The organism is Stenotrophomonas sp. RIT-551 (genome assembly GCF_026241915.1).
Taxonomy (GTDB): domain Bacteria; phylum Pseudomonadota; class Gammaproteobacteria; order Xanthomonadales; family Xanthomonadaceae; genus Stenotrophomonas; species Stenotrophomonas bentonitica_A.
Genome location: NZ_JAPJIU010000006.1, coordinates 200,930 through 215,703 on the forward strand (window position 1 = coordinate 200,930; position 14,774 = coordinate 215,703).

Sequence of the window (14,774 nt, forward strand, 5' to 3'; positions counted from 1 at the left end):
AATGCCGCTTCCCGCGGCAGACGCAATCCTGACTGTGAGCAGTTCCGACCCGCGCAAGCGATTTCCTCGCTCTGCGCGGGTTCGTACGCGTGCCGAATATACAACGGTCTTCAACGGCGCCCGCCGTGTGTCCGATCCGCTGATGACCCTGCACTGGCTGAAGAGCGATACGCCAGCCAGGTTGGGTCTTGCGGTGTCGCGCAAAGTCGATCCCCGAGCCGTGGGTCGCAACCGAGTAAAGCGTGTGCTGCGCGATGCCACACGCCACCTACGGCCGTGGATGAGTGCCGGCGATTACGTCGTCGTTGCCCGCAGCGCCGCCCGTACCGCCAGCAATTCAGATATCCGCCAGGCCTTTGAACGCCTGCTGCGCCGCCTTGGCGCATTGCCCATGCCGGGCGCGGACGGCACAATGCCGCCGCCCTTGGGCGTTGTACCCCTTTCCCAGTCCGAGCCGGCATTGCGTGCCGGCCCCGTCGAGCCTGCACGCTGATGAACCAGACCCGCGTTTTCCTGATTTTTGCCTGGCTGATGGTGGCCGTGTTGCTGTGGATGGAGTGGGGCCGCGACAAAGCCGCGCCGCCGACCCCGGCCGTGGCTGCCCAGACCACCCAGGCCAGCGTGCCGGGTGCGGCAGCCGGCAGCATTCCCGGTGCACCCGTGCCCCAGGCTGACGGTTCCCTGCCGGCGGCACAGCCGGCCGCACAGACCGAGGCCGGCCCGGCCCGCGTGACCATCACCACCGACGTGCTGCGTCTGGTGCTGGACGGTGGCACGGTGCTGGACGCCGAACTGCTGCAGTTCCCGCAGACCAAGGAAGAAGGCAGCCCGCCGGTCCGCCTGCTGACCGAAGAAGCCACCCACCCGTACCGCGCGGTCAGTGGCTGGATCAGTGAAGACAAGACCATGCCGGTGCCGGCCGCCAACGGCTTCAAGCTGGTCGGCGACAACCACGACTTCGTGCTGGCCAAGGGCCAGGACGAGGTCACCGTGCCGTTCGAATGGACCGGCCCGAACGGCGTGACCATCCGCCGCACCTACTCGCTGGGTCGCAACGAGTACGCGATCACGGTCAAGGATGAAGTCGTCAACGGCGGCAGCGCCCCGTGGAGCGGCTACGTGTTCCGCACCCTGGACCGCACCCCGACCATCCTCTCGCGCAGCATGACCAACCCGGACTCGTTCAGCTTCAACGGCGCGACCTGGTTCAGCCCGCAGGACGGTTACGAGCGTCGCGCGTTCAAGGATTACCTGGACGACGGCCACCTCAACCGCACCATCACCGGCGGCTGGCTGGCGATGCTGCAGCACCACTTCTTCACCGCGTGGATTCCGCAGGCCGACCAGGCCGCGCAGTACTCGCTGGCGCAGAACAACGGCCGTGACCAGATCGAAGCGCGCGGCCCGGCCTTCACCGTGGCCCCGGGCCAGCAGGTCAGCACCGAAGCCCGCCTGTGGGTCGGCCCGAAGCTGGTCAACCTGATCGCCAAGGAAGACGTGAAGGGCCTGGACCGCGTGGTCGACTACAGCCGCTTCTCGCTGATGGCGATCATCGGCCAGGGCCTGTTCTGGGTGTTGAACCAGGTCCACAAGGTGGTCGACAACTGGGGCTGGGCCATCGTCGGCCTGGTGGTGCTGCTGAAGCTGGTGCTGTATCCGCTCTCGGCCGTGCAGTACAAGTCCGGTGCCAAGATGCGTCGCTTCCAGCCGCGCATCGCGCAGCTCAAGGAACGCTATGGCGATGACCGCCAGAAATTCCAGACCGCGATGATGGAGCTGTACAAGAAAGAGAAGATCAACCCAATGGGCGGCTGTCTGCCGATCCTCATCCAGATGCCGATCTTCTTCGCGCTGTACTGGGTGCTGGTGGAATCGGTGGAACTGCGACAGGCCCCGTGGCTGGGCTGGATCCAGGATCTGACCGCACGTGACCCGTACTTCATCCTGCCGGTGATCAACGTGGCGGTGATGTGGGCCACGCAGAAGCTGACCCCGGCCCCGGGCATGGACCCGATGCAGGCCAAGATGATGCAGCTGATGCCGCTGGTGTTCGGCGTCATGATGGCCTTCATGCCGTCCGGTCTGGTGCTGTACTGGGTCGTCAACGGCGGCCTGGGCCTGCTCCAGCAGTGGTGGATGACCAAGCGCCACGGCAGCGACCCGCTGCCGGTCGTCACCGCCAAGAAGTAAGCCGCACAGGAGACCCGCCGCAAGGCGGGTTTCCTGCATCTGCGGCCCGCGCCTCCGTGCGGTCCGTAGAATGCCCCCTGATTCCCGCACGCCGCAGTGAGCCCGACATGACCCATGCCCCCGACACCATCGTGGCCATCGCCACCGCGCCCGGCGCGGGCGGCGTCGGCATGCTGCGGCTGTCCGGCCCGCAGGCGCGGCCCATCGCCGAAGCCATCGGCGTGCGCGCGATGCAGCCACGGCATGCGCACTACGCGCGCTTGCGCGATGCGGCCGGCGAGGTGATCGACGACGGCATCGCACTGTGGTTCCCGGCCCCGAACAGCTTCACCGGCGAAGAAGTGGTGGAGCTGCAGGGGCATGGCAGCCCGGTGGTGCTGCAGCAGCTGGTCGCGCGCTGCATCGCCTTGGGCGCGCGGCAGGCGCGGCCCGGTGAATTCAGCGAGCGCGCCTTCCTCAACGGCAAGCTCGACCTGGCCCAGGCCGAGGCGATCGCCGACCTGATCGCCGCCAGCGATACCCGCGCAGCGCGCGCGGCCCGCCGCTCACTGGATGGCGTGTTCTCGCGCCGCGTGGACGAGGTCGCAGAACAGCTTGTTCTGCTGCGGATCCACGTGGAAGCGGCGATCGATTTCGCCGACGAACCCCTGGATACCCTCGGCGGCGCCCAGGTGCGCAGCGGTCTGGTCACCGCGTTGCAGGCACTGATCCGGCTGCGCGACGATGCCGAACGCGGGCGCAGGCTGCGCGATGGTCTGCACGCGGTGCTGGTGGGCCCGCCGAACGCCGGCAAGAGCTCGCTGCTCAACGCGTTGGCCGGCAGCGAGCGGGCGATCGTCACCGACATCGCCGGCACCACCCGCGACACCCTGCGCGAAACCATCCGTATCGATGGGCTGGAACTGACCCTGGTCGACACCGCCGGCCTGCGCGAAGGCGGGGATGCCATCGAGCGCGAAGGCATGCGCCGGGCGCGCGCGGAAATGCAGCGTACCGACCTGGCCATTGTGGTGGTCGATGCGCGCGACCCGCAGGCGGGCCGCGACGCGGTGGGCGACAGCATCGCCGAGGTGCCGCAGCAGCTGTGGATCCACAACAAGAGCGATCTGCTGGACGCGATTGCGTCTGACGCCGCTGCGGACGTGGTGCATGTCTCGGCCGCCACCGGCCTCGGCCTGGATCAGCTGCACGCCCGCCTGCGCGCGCTGGCCAGCGGCAGTGCCGGCGACAGCGTGGACGGCGAGTTCTCCGCGCGTGCCCGCCATGTGGAGGCGATCAGCCAGGCCATCGGCCATGCCGAGCGCGCCGAATCGGAGCTGGTCCACGAGCACCTGGAGCTGGCCGCCGAGGAACTGCGCCTGGCCCATGAGGCGCTGGGCGAGATCACCGGGCGGATGAGCGCCGATGATCTGCTCGGGCGCATTTTCTCCAGCTTCTGCATCGGGAAGTAGGCGGCGCCTTTCTTCGCGCTGTCACACCCCTGCAGCAGACTGACCCGGTTCTTTATCGACAGGGATTCGCAGTGTCCAAGCCGTTGTGGGGGTGTGTGTTGCTGGTGTCGCTGGCCGTGGCACCATCGGTGGCCATGAGCGCTGAATCGTCTTCCCCTACGCCGGCCAAGGCCGCCGTCTACGGCCACCGCGGCGCCAGTGCGCTGCTGCCCGAGCACACGCTTGCCGCCTATGCGCAGGCCATCGCCGACGGCGCCGACTACATCGAGCCGGACCTGGTGATGACCAAGGACGGCGTGCTGGTATCGCGCCACGAGAACGAGATCGGTGGCACCACCGATGTGGCCGCGCACCCCGAATTCGCCAGCCGCAGGACCGTCAAGACCATCGACGGCGAGCGCATCGAAGGCTGGTTCACCGAAGACTTCACCCTGGCCGAGCTGAAAACGCTGTACGCCCGCGAGCGCCTGCCGCAGCTGCGCAGCACCGCCTTCGACGGCCAGTTCCGCATTGCCACGCTGGACGAGATCATCGCCTTCCTGGTGCAGCAGGCCGGCCGCGCCAACCGCGGCATCGGGCTGGTACCGGAGATCAAGCACGGCACCTACTTCACCAGCGTCGGCCTGCCGATGGAAGACAAGGTGGTCGCCGCGCTCCAGGGCAACGCCTACACGCGCGTGGCGCCGGTGACGATCCAGTCCTTCGAGATCGGCAACCTGCGTTACCTGCGTGACAAGCTCGGCCGCGACAGCAACATCCGCCTGCTGCAGCTGCTCGGCGATCCCACGCAGCAGCCGGGTGACGTGCTGGCCGCCAAGGGCCGCCAGCGCTATGCCGACCTGATCACCCCGGCCGGGCTGCGCGAGGTGGCCACCTATGCCGATGGCATCGGCCCGAGCCTGCGCATGGTCATCCCACTGGACGCGCAGGGGAAGCTCGGCGCCCCCACCTCGCTGGTGCGCGATGCGCATGCGGCCGGCTTGATGGTGGTGCCGTATACGTTCCGGCCGGAGAACCAATTCCAGGCGGCGGAGTTCCGCAAGGGCGAGCCGAATGCCCGCAATGCCGACGGCTCGGTCGCCGAAATGCGGGCCTATCTGGCCACCGGCATCGATGCGTTCTTCACCGATGACCCGGCGCTGGGCCGGCGTGCGGTGGATGGGGACGGGACACCGGCGACCCGGTAGGTACCGACCGTTGGTCGGTACGATCATGATCGGTGCTACGCGCATCGACCTTGCTCGGTGGGCGCGATATCGGAATATCCGGCGCACGGCAGCCGCGCATGGCGTGGCTCTACCGTGGCATGCAATCAGATGGCGCTGCCGGTCAGTCCAGCGATGACCCTTCATCGCGCCGCCGGAACGGCAGCACCACGAAGTCGCGGCCCTCGCGCGGTTGCCACAGCACCGGCACGCGGGTCGGGGAGGGCGGCTCCAGGTCGGCATCGCGCGCTGCCTCGAGCTCGTCCTCTTCCTCGTCCTCCCAGCTGTAGCGCTTGCGCGGCGCCATCGGGTCGGAGAGGCGGAACAGCAGTGCGCTGATGATGCCGGCGAAGGCGCCGCCCATGTGCGACTGCCAGGACACGCCCGGCTCGTGCGGCAGGATGGTGAGCAGCATGCTGCCGTAGAACAGGAACGCGATCAGCCCGGCGGCGATGGCGGGCCGGTCGCGGCGCAGCAGGCCAAGCACGAACACCAGGAACATCAGGCCGTGGGTGATGCCACTGGCACCGAGATGGCGGCTGCCCAGATCGCCGAGCAGCCAGGCACCGAGTCCCGAACCGAGCCACAGCAGGGGCAGCGCGCGCAGCGTTGCGTTGGGGTAGACGCTGCCGGCCAGGGTGCCGAGGATCAGCAGGGCCGCCGCATTGGCACCCAGGTGCTGGATCGAACCATGCAGCAGCGGTGCACCGAGAATGCCGAGCAGGCCGGCCTTGTCCAGCGGGGCAACCGCCCACGGACGCCAGTCGAAGTGGCCTTGGGCGGTATATACCGCCACCAGCAGCAGCACGAAGGCCAGGCTCAGGTTGAACGCCCGCAGTACACCACCACGGTCGTTGCGGGAGGGGACCGGCGGCGCGCCGGTGGGCTGGGGCAGGTTGGCGTTCATACCCTTAGGGATGGCGCCGCCCCGGATGAACACAAGGGCAACGCCGTGGGAGAGAGAGGTACCGCCTGCGGGACAATCCCGCAGGCGGCACGGTCGGTCAGGCGTGGCCGCCTTCCTTCGGCGGATTCTTCAGGCTCAGCACCACGGTCGCGGCGATGATCACCGCCACCACACCCAGCGAGATCGGGGTGGGGATCTTGAAGATGTCGATCAGCATCATCTTGATGCCGATGAAGGCCAGCACCAGGGCCAGGCCGTACGGCAGCAGGTGGAAGCGATCGGCCATGCCGGCCAGCAGGAAGAACATCGCCCGCAGGCCCAGCACCGCGAAGACGTTGGAGGTCAGCACGATGAACGGGTCGGTGGTGATGGCGAAGATCGCCGGGATGGAGTCCACCGCGAAGATCACGTCGGTCACCGCGATCAGGATCAGCACCACGAACAGCGGGGTGAACCAGCGCTTGCCATCGCGCATCACGCTCATCGCATTGCCGGCGTAGTCGGGCAGCAGGCGCAGGTGCTTGCGCATCCAGCGCAGGGCGGGGTTGGTCTCCAGATCCGGCTCGCTGCCGGCCGAGAACCACATCTTCCAGCCGGTGAAGAGCAGGAACGCGCCGAACACATAGAGCAGCCAGTGGAATTTGGTCAGCAGCACGCTGCCGGCGAAGATCATGATCGTACGCAGCACGATCGCGCCCAGGATGCCGATGATCAACACCTTCTGGCGCTGTTCCTCGGGCACCGCGAAGTAGCCCATGATCATCAGGAACACGAAGATGTTGTCCACGGCCAGGGCTTTCTCGACCAGGTAACCGGTCAGGAACTCCAGGCCGACCTTGTTGGCCACCACCTGGCCGGCGGTCTCGTTGAGGTAGTACCAGAGGCCACCGTTGAAGGCCAGGGCCAGCACGACCCAGCCGATCGACCACCACAGGGCCTCCTTGAAGGTGACCTTGTGCGGTCCGCCATGTCGCATCAATACGAGGTCGACCAGCAGCGCGATGATCACCACCGCGCCGAAGCCGCCCCACAACCACACATTACCGATCGTCTGCATTGGGTTTGTCCGTTGGAAAAATGGAATGCCTCAAGCCGGACGGCGAGGATCTGCAACGGAGGATCGGGGGGATCCGGGGACAGAGCTTCGCCATACGGCGAAGGTCTCGCTCGCAGTCCCGATGGGTGGGACTGCCGTTGCACCGGAGCCTGCGGGCTCGAATTGACGGCGACAACGTCTGGGAGCTACTCCCCTTCTGGGGCCGATTCTGCGGGGTGGCGGGGCCGCCGTCAAATCCTTTCCTTGCCCCGGCACGGCTGAACGAAACACCCCGACAGGCCGTGAACCACGTCGTGGCCGGGTTTGCCGCGCTGACGGCCGGCGGCCGCCACTACCAGAGCGCCAGCGGCGTCGCTCCCAGCGCCGAGGGCTGCAGGCTTCCCGTTTACAATACGCCCATGAATACCCCTGCCCCCGTTGTCCGCCTCAAGAACGCCTGGCGCTCCAGCCACCCGTGGATCTTCCAGAAACTGGTCGAAAAGCCGGCCGTCCGTCCCAAACCCGGTGCCATCGTCGACGTCGTCGGCGTAGACGGGGAGTGGATCGGGCGTGGCTTCTACAACGGTCACTCGCGCATCGCCGTGCGCATCCTGGAGACCGATCAGGCCACCCCTGTCGACGCCGGCTGGTTTTCGCGCAAGATCGCCCAGGCGGTGTCGCTGCGTCGTGAGGTGCTCAAGCTGGACCAGGTCTCCGATGCCTGGCGCGTCGTCCACAGCGAAGGCGACGGTCTGTCCGGCCTGGTCGTGGACCGCTATGGCGACCTGGTCGTGGTCGAATTCTTCGCCGCCGGCATGTTCCGCCACCGCGAATGGGTCTACGAGGCCCTGCGCGAACAGTTCCCGGGCTGCCGTTTCCACAGCTTCGCCGACGAGCACGTGCAGAAGCAGGAAAGCTTCGACTTCCACGGCAACACCACCACCGAAGCGTCGGTGATCACCGAGTACGGCGTGAAGTTCCGCGCCGACCCGGCCGGTGCGCACAAGACCGGTTTCTTCGCTGACCAGCGCGAGAACCGCCAGTGGCTGAGCCAGCAGGTGGAAGGCAAGACCGTGCTCGACCTGTGCTGCAACACCGGTGGCTTTGCGGTGTATGCCGCTGCGCGCGGTGCGGCCGAAGTGGTCGGCATCGATATCGATGAAGACGTGATCGCCATCGCCAAGGGCAACGCCAAGCTCAACAACGTGCGCCCGAAGTTCATCCAGTCCGACATCTTCCCGTGGCTGCGCGATGCCTCCAACCGCGGTGAGCAGTACGACGTGGTGATCCTCGACCCGGCCAAGATGACCCGCGACCGCGACCAGGTCATCACCGCGCTGAAGAAGTACCTGGACATGAACAAGCTGGCGCTGGGCGTAGTCAAGCCCGGCGGCCTGCTCGCCACGTTCTCCTGCACCGGCCTGGTGGCCGAGGATCAGTTCCTGGACATGCTGCGCCGCGCCGCGTTCTACGCCGGCCGCACCATCCAGATCCTGAAAGTGGCTGGCGCCGGTCCGGACCATCCGTTCATGGCCCACGTGCAGGAATCGCGCTACCTCAAGGCCGTGTTCTGCCGCGTGGTGGATTGAGAAGCACCAGGATCCCGGCCACGTTCGGCATCGAGTAGTGCCGGCCGCTGGCCGGCTCCTCCTGGTCTCCGATCGTCACGGAGAGCCGGCCAGCGGCCGGCACTACCGTTTGTTGTCCTCTCGGCGCTATGGTCTGACGCTTCCCATCCAAGGTGAGGCGTCATGACGTTGCGCAGTCTGTCTTTGCTGGTTTCGCTGGCGTTGTGCACGCCACTGGCCGCCCACGCGATCGAATTCACCCCGAAGGAACTGGCCAGGGCGTCCACGCTGCAGCAGCGGCTGCTGACCCTGGACAGCCACCTCGATACACCGGCCAACTTCCACCGCGACGGCTTCGACATCACCCAGCGGCACGACCACAACGCGCTGTCGCAGGTGGACTACCCGCGCATGGTGGAAGGCGCGCTGGATGGCGGTTTCTGGGCCATCTACACCGACCAGGGCGACCGCAGTGCGCTGGCGCACCAGCACGACCGCGATGCCGGCCTGCTGCGGCTGACGGAAATCCGCGAGATGCTCGCCGCGCATCCGGATACCTTCCAGCTCGCGCTGACCGCCGCCGATGCCGCGCGCATCAAGGCCGCCGGCAAGCGCGTGGTCTACATCAGCATGGAGAACGCCAGCCCGCTGGTCGACGATCCCACGCTGCTCAGCTACTACCACCTGGCCGGCCTGCGCCTGCTCAGCACCGTGCACTTCGCCAACAACGAGTTCGCCGATTCGGCCACCGATCCCAAGGGCGCCGAATGGAAGGGCCTGAGCCCGGCCGGCAAGGCGCTGGTGGATGAAGCAGTGCGGCTGGGGATCGTGATCGATCAATCGCATGCCTCCGATGCGGTGTTCGATGATCTGATCGAGCGCATGCCGGTGCCGTTCGTGCTCTCGCACAGCTCGGCCAAGGCGATCTACAACCATCCCCGCAACCTCGACGATGCGCGCCTGAAGCGGCTGGCCAAGGCCGGCGGCGTGATCCAGGTCAACGCCTATGGCGGTTACCTGATCGATACCGGCAAAAGCGAGGCGCGCAAAGCGGCCGAGACGGCGCTGATGGCGCAGCTCGGCACCGATTACGACGGGATGAGCATCCAGCAGGGCGTTGCGCTGAAGAAGGGGCTGGAGGAGATCGACCAGCGCATCCCGCTGCGCAAGGCCACGTTGGACGATTTCTTCGCCCACTTCGAGCACATCCTCAAGGTGGTCGGCCCCGAACACGCAGGCATCGGCCTGGACTGGGATGGCGGCGGTGGCCTGGCCGATCTCCAGGACGTAAGCCAGTTGCCCAAGATCACCGCCTGGCTGCTGCGCAAGGGTTACACCGAGCAGCAGATCGCCGGCATCTGGGGCGGCAACCTGCTGCGCGTCATGCAGCAGGCGCAGGATCATGCCGCCAAGGCCGCGGCCGCGAAGCCCTGAGGCCAGTGGCGCGTCGCGCCCTGCCCGGCAGGGCGGCGTCACCGCTGCCAACAACGAAAAAGGCAGGCCTTGGGCCTGCCTTTTTCACACCCGGTCATCTCATCGCCGGCCCGGTGGCCGGCGCGATAGCTCAGCCCTTGCCCAGCACCGCATTGCGGCGGCCATAGGCGAAGTAGGCGATCAGGCCCACGACGTTCCACGCCAGGAAGTACAACTGCGTGGTGCTCGGCAGGCTGAAGAACAGGTACACGCAGCCGATCACCGCCAGCGGGCCGACCACGTAGGCCAGCGGCGTGCGGAACTTGCGCACGCGGTTGGGCTCGCGCTTGCGCAGCACCACCAGGCACAGGCCCACCGCGGTGAACGCGGCCAGCGTGCCGGCGTTGGCCAGTGCGGCGATTTCATCCAGGCGTGCCACGCCGGCCAGCGCGGCCACCAGCACCGCGGTGAACAGCGTGGTCGCGATCGGGGTGCCGGTGCGCGCGCTGACCTTGGACAGGCCACGCGGCAGCAGGCCATCGCGCGACATGACGAAGAAGATGCGGCTCTGGCCATACAGGAAGGCCAGCAGCACGGTCGGCAGGGCGATCACCGCCGCCGCGCCGATCCACTTGGCCGCGCCCGGGCTGCCCAGCTCGCGCAGGATCAGTGCCAGCGGCTCGGCGCTCTGGCCGAAGATCGTGTAGCTCATCGCACCCACGGCGGCCAGCGCCACCAGCACGTAGATGATGGTGCAGCCGACCATCGAGCCGATGATGCCGATCGCCAGGTCGCGCTCGGGTTTCTTGGTTTCTTCGGCCGCGGTGGAGATCGCATCGAAGCCGTAGAACGCGAAGAAGATGATCGCCGCGGCCGCCATCACTCCGCGCTCGACGCCATCGGCGCCCAGCGACTTGACGAAGCCGAACGGCATGAACGGCTCCATGTGGCCGGTATCGAAGTGCGGCAGGGCGATCGCCACGAACACGGTCAGCGCGATGATCTTGACCACCACCAGCACCGCGTTGAGCGTCGCACTCTCCTTGGTCCCGGCCATCAGCATGCCGGCCACCAGGAAGGTGATCAGCACGGCCGGCAGGTTGATGAAGCCGCCTTCCACGTGCGGGCCGGCGGTGAGCATCAAGGGCAGGTCGATGCCCCAGCCGTGCAGGAAGCCGACCGCGTAGCCGGACCACCCCACCGCCACCGTGCTGACCACCAGCGAGTACTCCAGGATCAGGCTCCAGCCCACCACCCAGGCCACCATCTCGCCGAGCGCGGTATAGCTGTAGGTGTAGGCGCTGCCGGCGGCCGGCATCATCGTGGCCAGTTCGGCATAGGACAGCGCCGCGCAGGCGCAGACCGCGCCGGCGATGGCAAACGAGATCAACACCGCCGGCCCGGCCAGGTTCGCGCCGACACCGATCAGGGTGTAGATGCCGGTGCCGACGATCGCGCCGATGCCCAGCGCGATCAGGTGCGGCCAACTCAGGGTCGGGATCAGTTGCCTGCCGGCTTCATGGACGGTGACAGTGTCTAGGGACTTGCGCCGGAGCAATGACATGGGGCCTCGCGGTGGATGACTGTGAACGACAAGTCTGCGAGTTTTACCGAACGCGGCGCAGCATTACTACTGCCAAGCGTCGTAAGCGGCCGCACGGTCGCCATGACTGGGGCGAAGGTGACGAAACCAGCACAAAGTCCGGGCACTCATCCCAGTGGCATCCGGTACCGGCCACGGCACCGGTATCGTTGCCGAACGCGGTCTGGCTGCCGCGCACGCTGCTGGCCGCATCGGCCGCATCGGCCGGACCGAGCCTCCCGATCCGGCCGGTGGATCTCAGCGGTTCAATGTCGCCATCGCCGCGGGGGCATAGCGCGGGCCGGCGGCGGCATTGGCCGGGAAGAGGGCGTCGATGCGGGCCAGCTCGTCGGCGCTGAGCTGCACCTGCAGCGCGCCCAGGTTCTCGTCCAGATACGCCAGGCGCTTGGTACCCGGGATCGGCACCAGGTCCTCGCCCTGCGCCAGTACCCAGGCCAGGGCCAGCTGCCCGGGGCTCACGCCCTTGGCGTTGGCCATCGCCGTAACCGCATCGACCAGCGCGAGGTTGCGGTCGAAGTTCTCGCCCTGGAAGCGCGGCGATTGGCGGCGGTAGTCATCGGCGTCGAAATCGGCCGGGCTGCGGATCGCGCCGGTCAGGAAGCCACGGCCCAGCGGCGAGTAGGGCACGAAGCCGATGCCGAGCTCGCGCACCGTCGCCAGCACGCCGTTGTCTTCCGGATCGCGCGACCACAGCGAGTACTCGGTCTGGACCGCGGTGATCGGATGCACCGCATGGGCGCGGCGGATCGTTCCGGCCGAGGCTTCGGACAGGCCGAGGAAGCGCACCTTGCCCTGCTCGACCAGGCGCGCCATTGCGCCCACGGTGTCTTCGATCGGTACCTCGCCGTCCACGCGGTGCTGGTAGTACAGGTCGATGTGGTCCACGCCCAGCCGCTGCAGGCTGGCCTCGCAGGCGGCGATCACGTACTCGGGGCGTCCATCGACGCTGCGTGCGGCGGTGTCGCTCGGCTCCAGCTTGATGCCGAACTTGGTCGCCAGGAACACCTGGTCGCGGCGGTCGGCGATCGCCTTGCCCACCAGCACCTCGTTGGTGTGTGGGCCGTACATGTCGGCGGTGTCGAGCAGGGTGACGCCGCGCTCCAGCGCGCGGTGGATGACCGCGGTGGCGTCGGCATCGCTGCCGCGGCCGCCATAGAAAGCGCTCATGCCCATGCAGCCCAAGCCGAGCGCGGAAACGGTGGGGCCATCACGGCCAAGGGTGCGGGTCTGCATGAAGTACTCCGGGGAAGGAAAGGAACAGGACCAGCATCCTCCTGCGGACTATGTGGATAAACTGGCCGCTCCTGCATCATCCTTGAAGCCAGCCTTCACAATGAGTGCTCAGCGCCCCCTGCCCGCCGTCGTCGCCTTCGCCCGCGTCGCGCACCATGCCAGCTTCACCCGGGCCGCCGATGAGCTGGGGGTGTCGCCCTCGGCGCTCTCCCAGACGGTCCGCGCGCTGGAGGCGCACCTCGGCGTGCGGCTGCTGCAGCGGACCACGCGCCGGGTCGGCCTGACCGAGCAGGGCGCCCGTTTCCTGGCGCAGGTGCGCGAGGGCCTGGCCCGCATCGATGCGGCCTTCGAGGATCTGGACCAGCAGCGCGATGTGCCCGCCGGGAAGCTGCGCATCAACGTGCCGCGGATCGCCGCCGAACTGCTGGTGCTGCCCCACCTGCCCGGTTTCCTGGCGCGTTACCCGCAGATCGAGGTGGAGCTGTTCGTGGAAACCGCGCTGACCGATCTGGTCGCCGGCGGTTTCGACGCCGGCATCCGCTTGGGCGAAAGCCTGGCGCGCGGCATGATCGCGGTGCCGATCGGGCCACTGGAGCGTCAGGTGGTGGTGGCCACTCCGGCGTACCTGGCCACGCACGGCGTGCCCGCGACCCCGGCGGATCTGGTCGCCCACGAGTGCATCGTTCACCGGCTCAGCACGGGCCGGCGGATGGCATGGGAGTTCACCGGCGAGGGTCGCGATTTCGAGGTCGAGGTGGCGGGCCGTCTGGTGTTCAACGATGCCGGCCTGATCCGGGCGGCGGTGCGCAAAGGGGTGGGGCTGGCGCAGGGGTTCGAGGCGCTGTACGCCGGCGACGTGGCGGCCGGCCGCCTCCAATGCGTGCTGCAGGACTGGCAGCAGCCGTTCGCCGGCTTCCATCTGTACTACCCGGCGCGCGAGCAGATGGCGCCCAAGCTGCGGGTGTTCATCGATTACCTGCGCGAGGCGATGCGGCGCTGACGCCGGCGGGTCAGCGCACCGGGGAAAGCAGCGCGCCGGCCCAGCCATCCAGCGGCGGATGACCCTGTGGATAGATCACCTGCGTATCCTCGGGGAAGCGCTTGCAGCACAGCACGCCGCGCGCATCGAACACCCGCCAGCCCTGGGCCGCGGCTTCGGCCCGCGCGATGCGATCGCGAAGCGCGAGCATCAGGCTGGCCTGGCAGTCGAACAGGCAGGCGCGCAGTTCCACCCGGTCCACCGGGTGCAGGCCGGCAAGGATGCGGCTGACGGCCGGGTGGGCCAGATCGATGCGGCGGGTGTGCATGCCGAGCAGGCGCTCGTCATGGCCATTGAGGTGCTGCACGAAGTAGATCGGGGCGGCCATCGGATCCTCGCGACACGGCGATGGCGCCGATTGAACACTGCCCCGGGACACGGGGGAATCTCAATGTTTGAATGAAACGCAACCGTCGCGATGACGGCGTCTATCTGCGGCCGAACGCGACGCGCGCTGTCGCGGCACGCCGACGGACGGCGGCCAAGACCTCAGCCGCTGACGCCCAGGCGTACACCGAACCCGATCAGGAACACCCCTGCCACCCGCCTCAGCCAAAGCCCCACACGCGGGTGCTGGAGAATCCGACGGCGCAGCAGGTTGCCCACCCCGATCAGCACCGAGCAGTACGCCAGCCCCATGACGAAGATGATCAGTGCCATGGTCGCGAACGTCACCACGCCCTGGTGGCGTGCCGGATCGATGAACAACGGCAGGAAAGCCATGTAGAAGATGATCGCCTTCGGGTTCAGCAGGTTGATCAGCACCGCCTGGCGGAAGTAGTGGCCCGGCGTGAGGCGGATCCCGCCTTCCTCCCCCAGGGCGCGCGGCGGGCGCAGCAGGCCGATGCCGATCCATACCAGGTAGGCCGCGCCCAGGTACTGCACCGCGTGGAACACCATCGGGTTGGCCTTGAGCAATGCAGCCACACCGGCCACCGCCAGCCACATCAGGATCTGATCGCCCAGCAGCAGGCCGAACAACGCCGTGTAACCGCCACGCACGCCGCCGCGGCCGGTGGCGGTGAGCAGGGTGAACGTGCCCGGGCCCGGCAGGGCCAGGAACACCAGCACGGCAGCAACAAAGGTCCACAGATCCTGGATGCCCATCCACGGCATGGCGGCGACTCGA

At 67.7% G+C, this 14,774-nt stretch carries 13 protein-coding genes; 7 read left to right on the top strand and 6 right to left on the bottom strand.

Annotated elements, in window-relative coordinates:
- Position 1 precedes the first annotated feature (1 nt).
- From rnpA to ORK51_RS09915, 4 genes are all read left to right on the top strand, one after another.
- A complete protein-coding gene (gene rnpA, locus ORK51_RS09900) occupies positions 2-493 on the top strand; it encodes a ribonuclease P protein component (RefSeq protein ID WP_019184046.1) in 492 nt (163 codons plus the stop codon).
- A complete protein-coding gene (yidC, locus tag ORK51_RS09905) occupies positions 493-2,190 on the top strand; it encodes a membrane protein insertase YidC (RefSeq protein WP_019184045.1) in 1,698 nt (565 codons plus the stop codon). The genes rnpA and yidC overlap by 1 nt, the downstream gene beginning before the upstream one ends.
- A gap of 107 nt (positions 2,191-2,297) precedes the next feature.
- Positions 2,298-3,641, top strand: a complete 1,344-nt coding sequence (gene mnmE, locus ORK51_RS09910; RefSeq protein ID WP_266084812.1) for a tRNA uridine-5-carboxymethylaminomethyl(34) synthesis GTPase MnmE — start codon at positions 2,298-2,300, stop codon at positions 3,639-3,641.
- Between the two features lie 134 nt (positions 3,642-3,775).
- Positions 3,776-4,828 (top strand): glycerophosphodiester phosphodiesterase, encoded by a 1,053-nt coding sequence (locus ORK51_RS09915; protein ID WP_266084832.1) that lies wholly within the window; start codon positions 3,776-3,778, stop codon positions 4,826-4,828.
- 142 nt (positions 4,829-4,970) lie between these two features.
- Here the strand turns inward: ORK51_RS09915 and ORK51_RS09920 are convergent, their stop codons facing one another.
- Both ORK51_RS09920 and ORK51_RS09925 read right to left on the bottom strand, forming a co-directional pair.
- Positions 4,971-5,753, bottom strand: coding sequence for a rhomboid family intramembrane serine protease (locus ORK51_RS09920; protein ID WP_261997925.1), 783 nt, complete (start codon positions 5,751-5,753; stop codon positions 4,971-4,973).
- 97 nt (positions 5,754-5,850) lie between these two features.
- Positions 5,851-6,810, bottom strand: coding sequence for a TerC family protein (locus ORK51_RS09925; RefSeq protein ID WP_019184041.1), 960 nt, complete (start codon positions 6,808-6,810; stop codon positions 5,851-5,853).
- Positions 6,811-7,208: 398 nt separating this feature from the next.
- On the opposite strand from ORK51_RS09925, the gene ORK51_RS09930 reads away from it, so the two are divergent.
- Together ORK51_RS09930 and ORK51_RS09935 are read left to right on the top strand one after the other, a co-directional pair.
- Positions 7,209-8,378: a class I SAM-dependent rRNA methyltransferase gene (locus tag ORK51_RS09930; RefSeq protein WP_266084813.1), complete on the top strand. Its 1,170-nt coding sequence runs from the start codon at positions 7,209-7,211 to the stop codon at positions 8,376-8,378.
- A 162-nt stretch (positions 8,379-8,540) separates the two neighbouring features.
- Positions 8,541-9,791 (top strand): dipeptidase, encoded by a 1,251-nt coding sequence (locus tag ORK51_RS09935; protein ID WP_266084814.1) that lies wholly within the window; start codon positions 8,541-8,543, stop codon positions 9,789-9,791.
- Positions 9,792-9,921: 130 nt separating this feature from the next.
- Here ORK51_RS09935 and ORK51_RS09940 read toward each other — a convergent pair whose 3' ends face one another.
- Both ORK51_RS09940 and ORK51_RS09945 read right to left on the bottom strand, forming a co-directional pair.
- Positions 9,922-11,334, bottom strand: coding sequence for an amino acid permease (locus ORK51_RS09940; protein ID WP_019184038.1), 1,413 nt, complete (start codon positions 11,332-11,334; stop codon positions 9,922-9,924).
- Between the two features lie 276 nt (positions 11,335-11,610).
- Positions 11,611-12,606: an aldo/keto reductase gene (locus ORK51_RS09945; protein ID WP_261997928.1), complete on the bottom strand. Its 996-nt coding sequence runs from the start codon at positions 12,604-12,606 to the stop codon at positions 11,611-11,613.
- Positions 12,607-12,706: 100 nt separating this feature from the next.
- Here ORK51_RS09945 and ORK51_RS09950 point away from each other — a divergent pair, with 100 nt between their 5' ends.
- Positions 12,707-13,606 (top strand): LysR family transcriptional regulator, encoded by a 900-nt coding sequence (locus ORK51_RS09950; protein ID WP_070426270.1) that lies wholly within the window; start codon positions 12,707-12,709, stop codon positions 13,604-13,606.
- A gap of 10 nt (positions 13,607-13,616) precedes the next feature.
- Here the strand turns inward: ORK51_RS09950 and ORK51_RS09955 are convergent, their stop codons facing one another.
- The gene (locus ORK51_RS09955; RefSeq protein WP_070426269.1) at positions 13,617-13,973 is read right to left on the bottom strand and encodes a hypothetical protein; all 357 of its coding nucleotides are present in this window, start codon (positions 13,971-13,973) and stop codon (positions 13,617-13,619) included.
- A gap of 161 nt (positions 13,974-14,134) precedes the next feature.
- Complete coding sequence (gene leuE, locus ORK51_RS09960) at positions 14,135-14,761, bottom strand: leucine efflux protein LeuE (protein ID WP_266084815.1); 627 nt, start codon at positions 14,759-14,761, stop codon at positions 14,135-14,137.
- Between the last annotated feature and the right edge of the window lie 13 nt (positions 14,762-14,774).

Coding starts and splice junctions, on each gene's coding strand:
- rnpA (WP_019184046.1), top strand. CDS start 2: ATGCCGCTTCCCGCGGCAGACGCAATCCTGACTGTGAGCAGTTCCGAC.
- yidC (WP_019184045.1), top strand. CDS start 493: ATGAACCAGACCCGCGTTTTCCTGATTTTTGCCTGGCTGATGGTGGCC.
- mnmE (WP_266084812.1), top strand. CDS start 2,298: ATGACCCATGCCCCCGACACCATCGTGGCCATCGCCACCGCGCCCGGC.
- ORK51_RS09915 (WP_266084832.1), top strand. CDS start 3,776: ATGAGCGCTGAATCGTCTTCCCCTACGCCGGCCAAGGCCGCCGTCTAC.
- ORK51_RS09920 (WP_261997925.1), bottom strand. CDS start 5,753: ATGAACGCCAACCTGCCCCAGCCCACCGGCGCGCCGCCGGTCCCCTCC.
- ORK51_RS09925 (WP_019184041.1), bottom strand. CDS start 6,810: ATGCAGACGATCGGTAATGTGTGGTTGTGGGGCGGCTTCGGCGCGGTG.
- ORK51_RS09930 (WP_266084813.1), top strand. CDS start 7,209: ATGAATACCCCTGCCCCCGTTGTCCGCCTCAAGAACGCCTGGCGCTCC.
- ORK51_RS09935 (WP_266084814.1), top strand. CDS start 8,541: ATGACGTTGCGCAGTCTGTCTTTGCTGGTTTCGCTGGCGTTGTGCACG.
- ORK51_RS09940 (WP_019184038.1), bottom strand. CDS start 11,334: ATGTCATTGCTCCGGCGCAAGTCCCTAGACACTGTCACCGTCCATGAA.
- ORK51_RS09945 (WP_261997928.1), bottom strand. CDS start 12,606: ATGCAGACCCGCACCCTTGGCCGTGATGGCCCCACCGTTTCCGCGCTC.
- ORK51_RS09950 (WP_070426270.1), top strand. CDS start 12,707: ATGAGTGCTCAGCGCCCCCTGCCCGCCGTCGTCGCCTTCGCCCGCGTC.
- ORK51_RS09955 (WP_070426269.1), bottom strand. CDS start 13,973: ATGGCCGCCCCGATCTACTTCGTGCAGCACCTCAATGGCCATGACGAG.
- leuE (WP_266084815.1), bottom strand. CDS start 14,761: ATGCCGTGGATGGGCATCCAGGATCTGTGGACCTTTGTTGCTGCCGTG.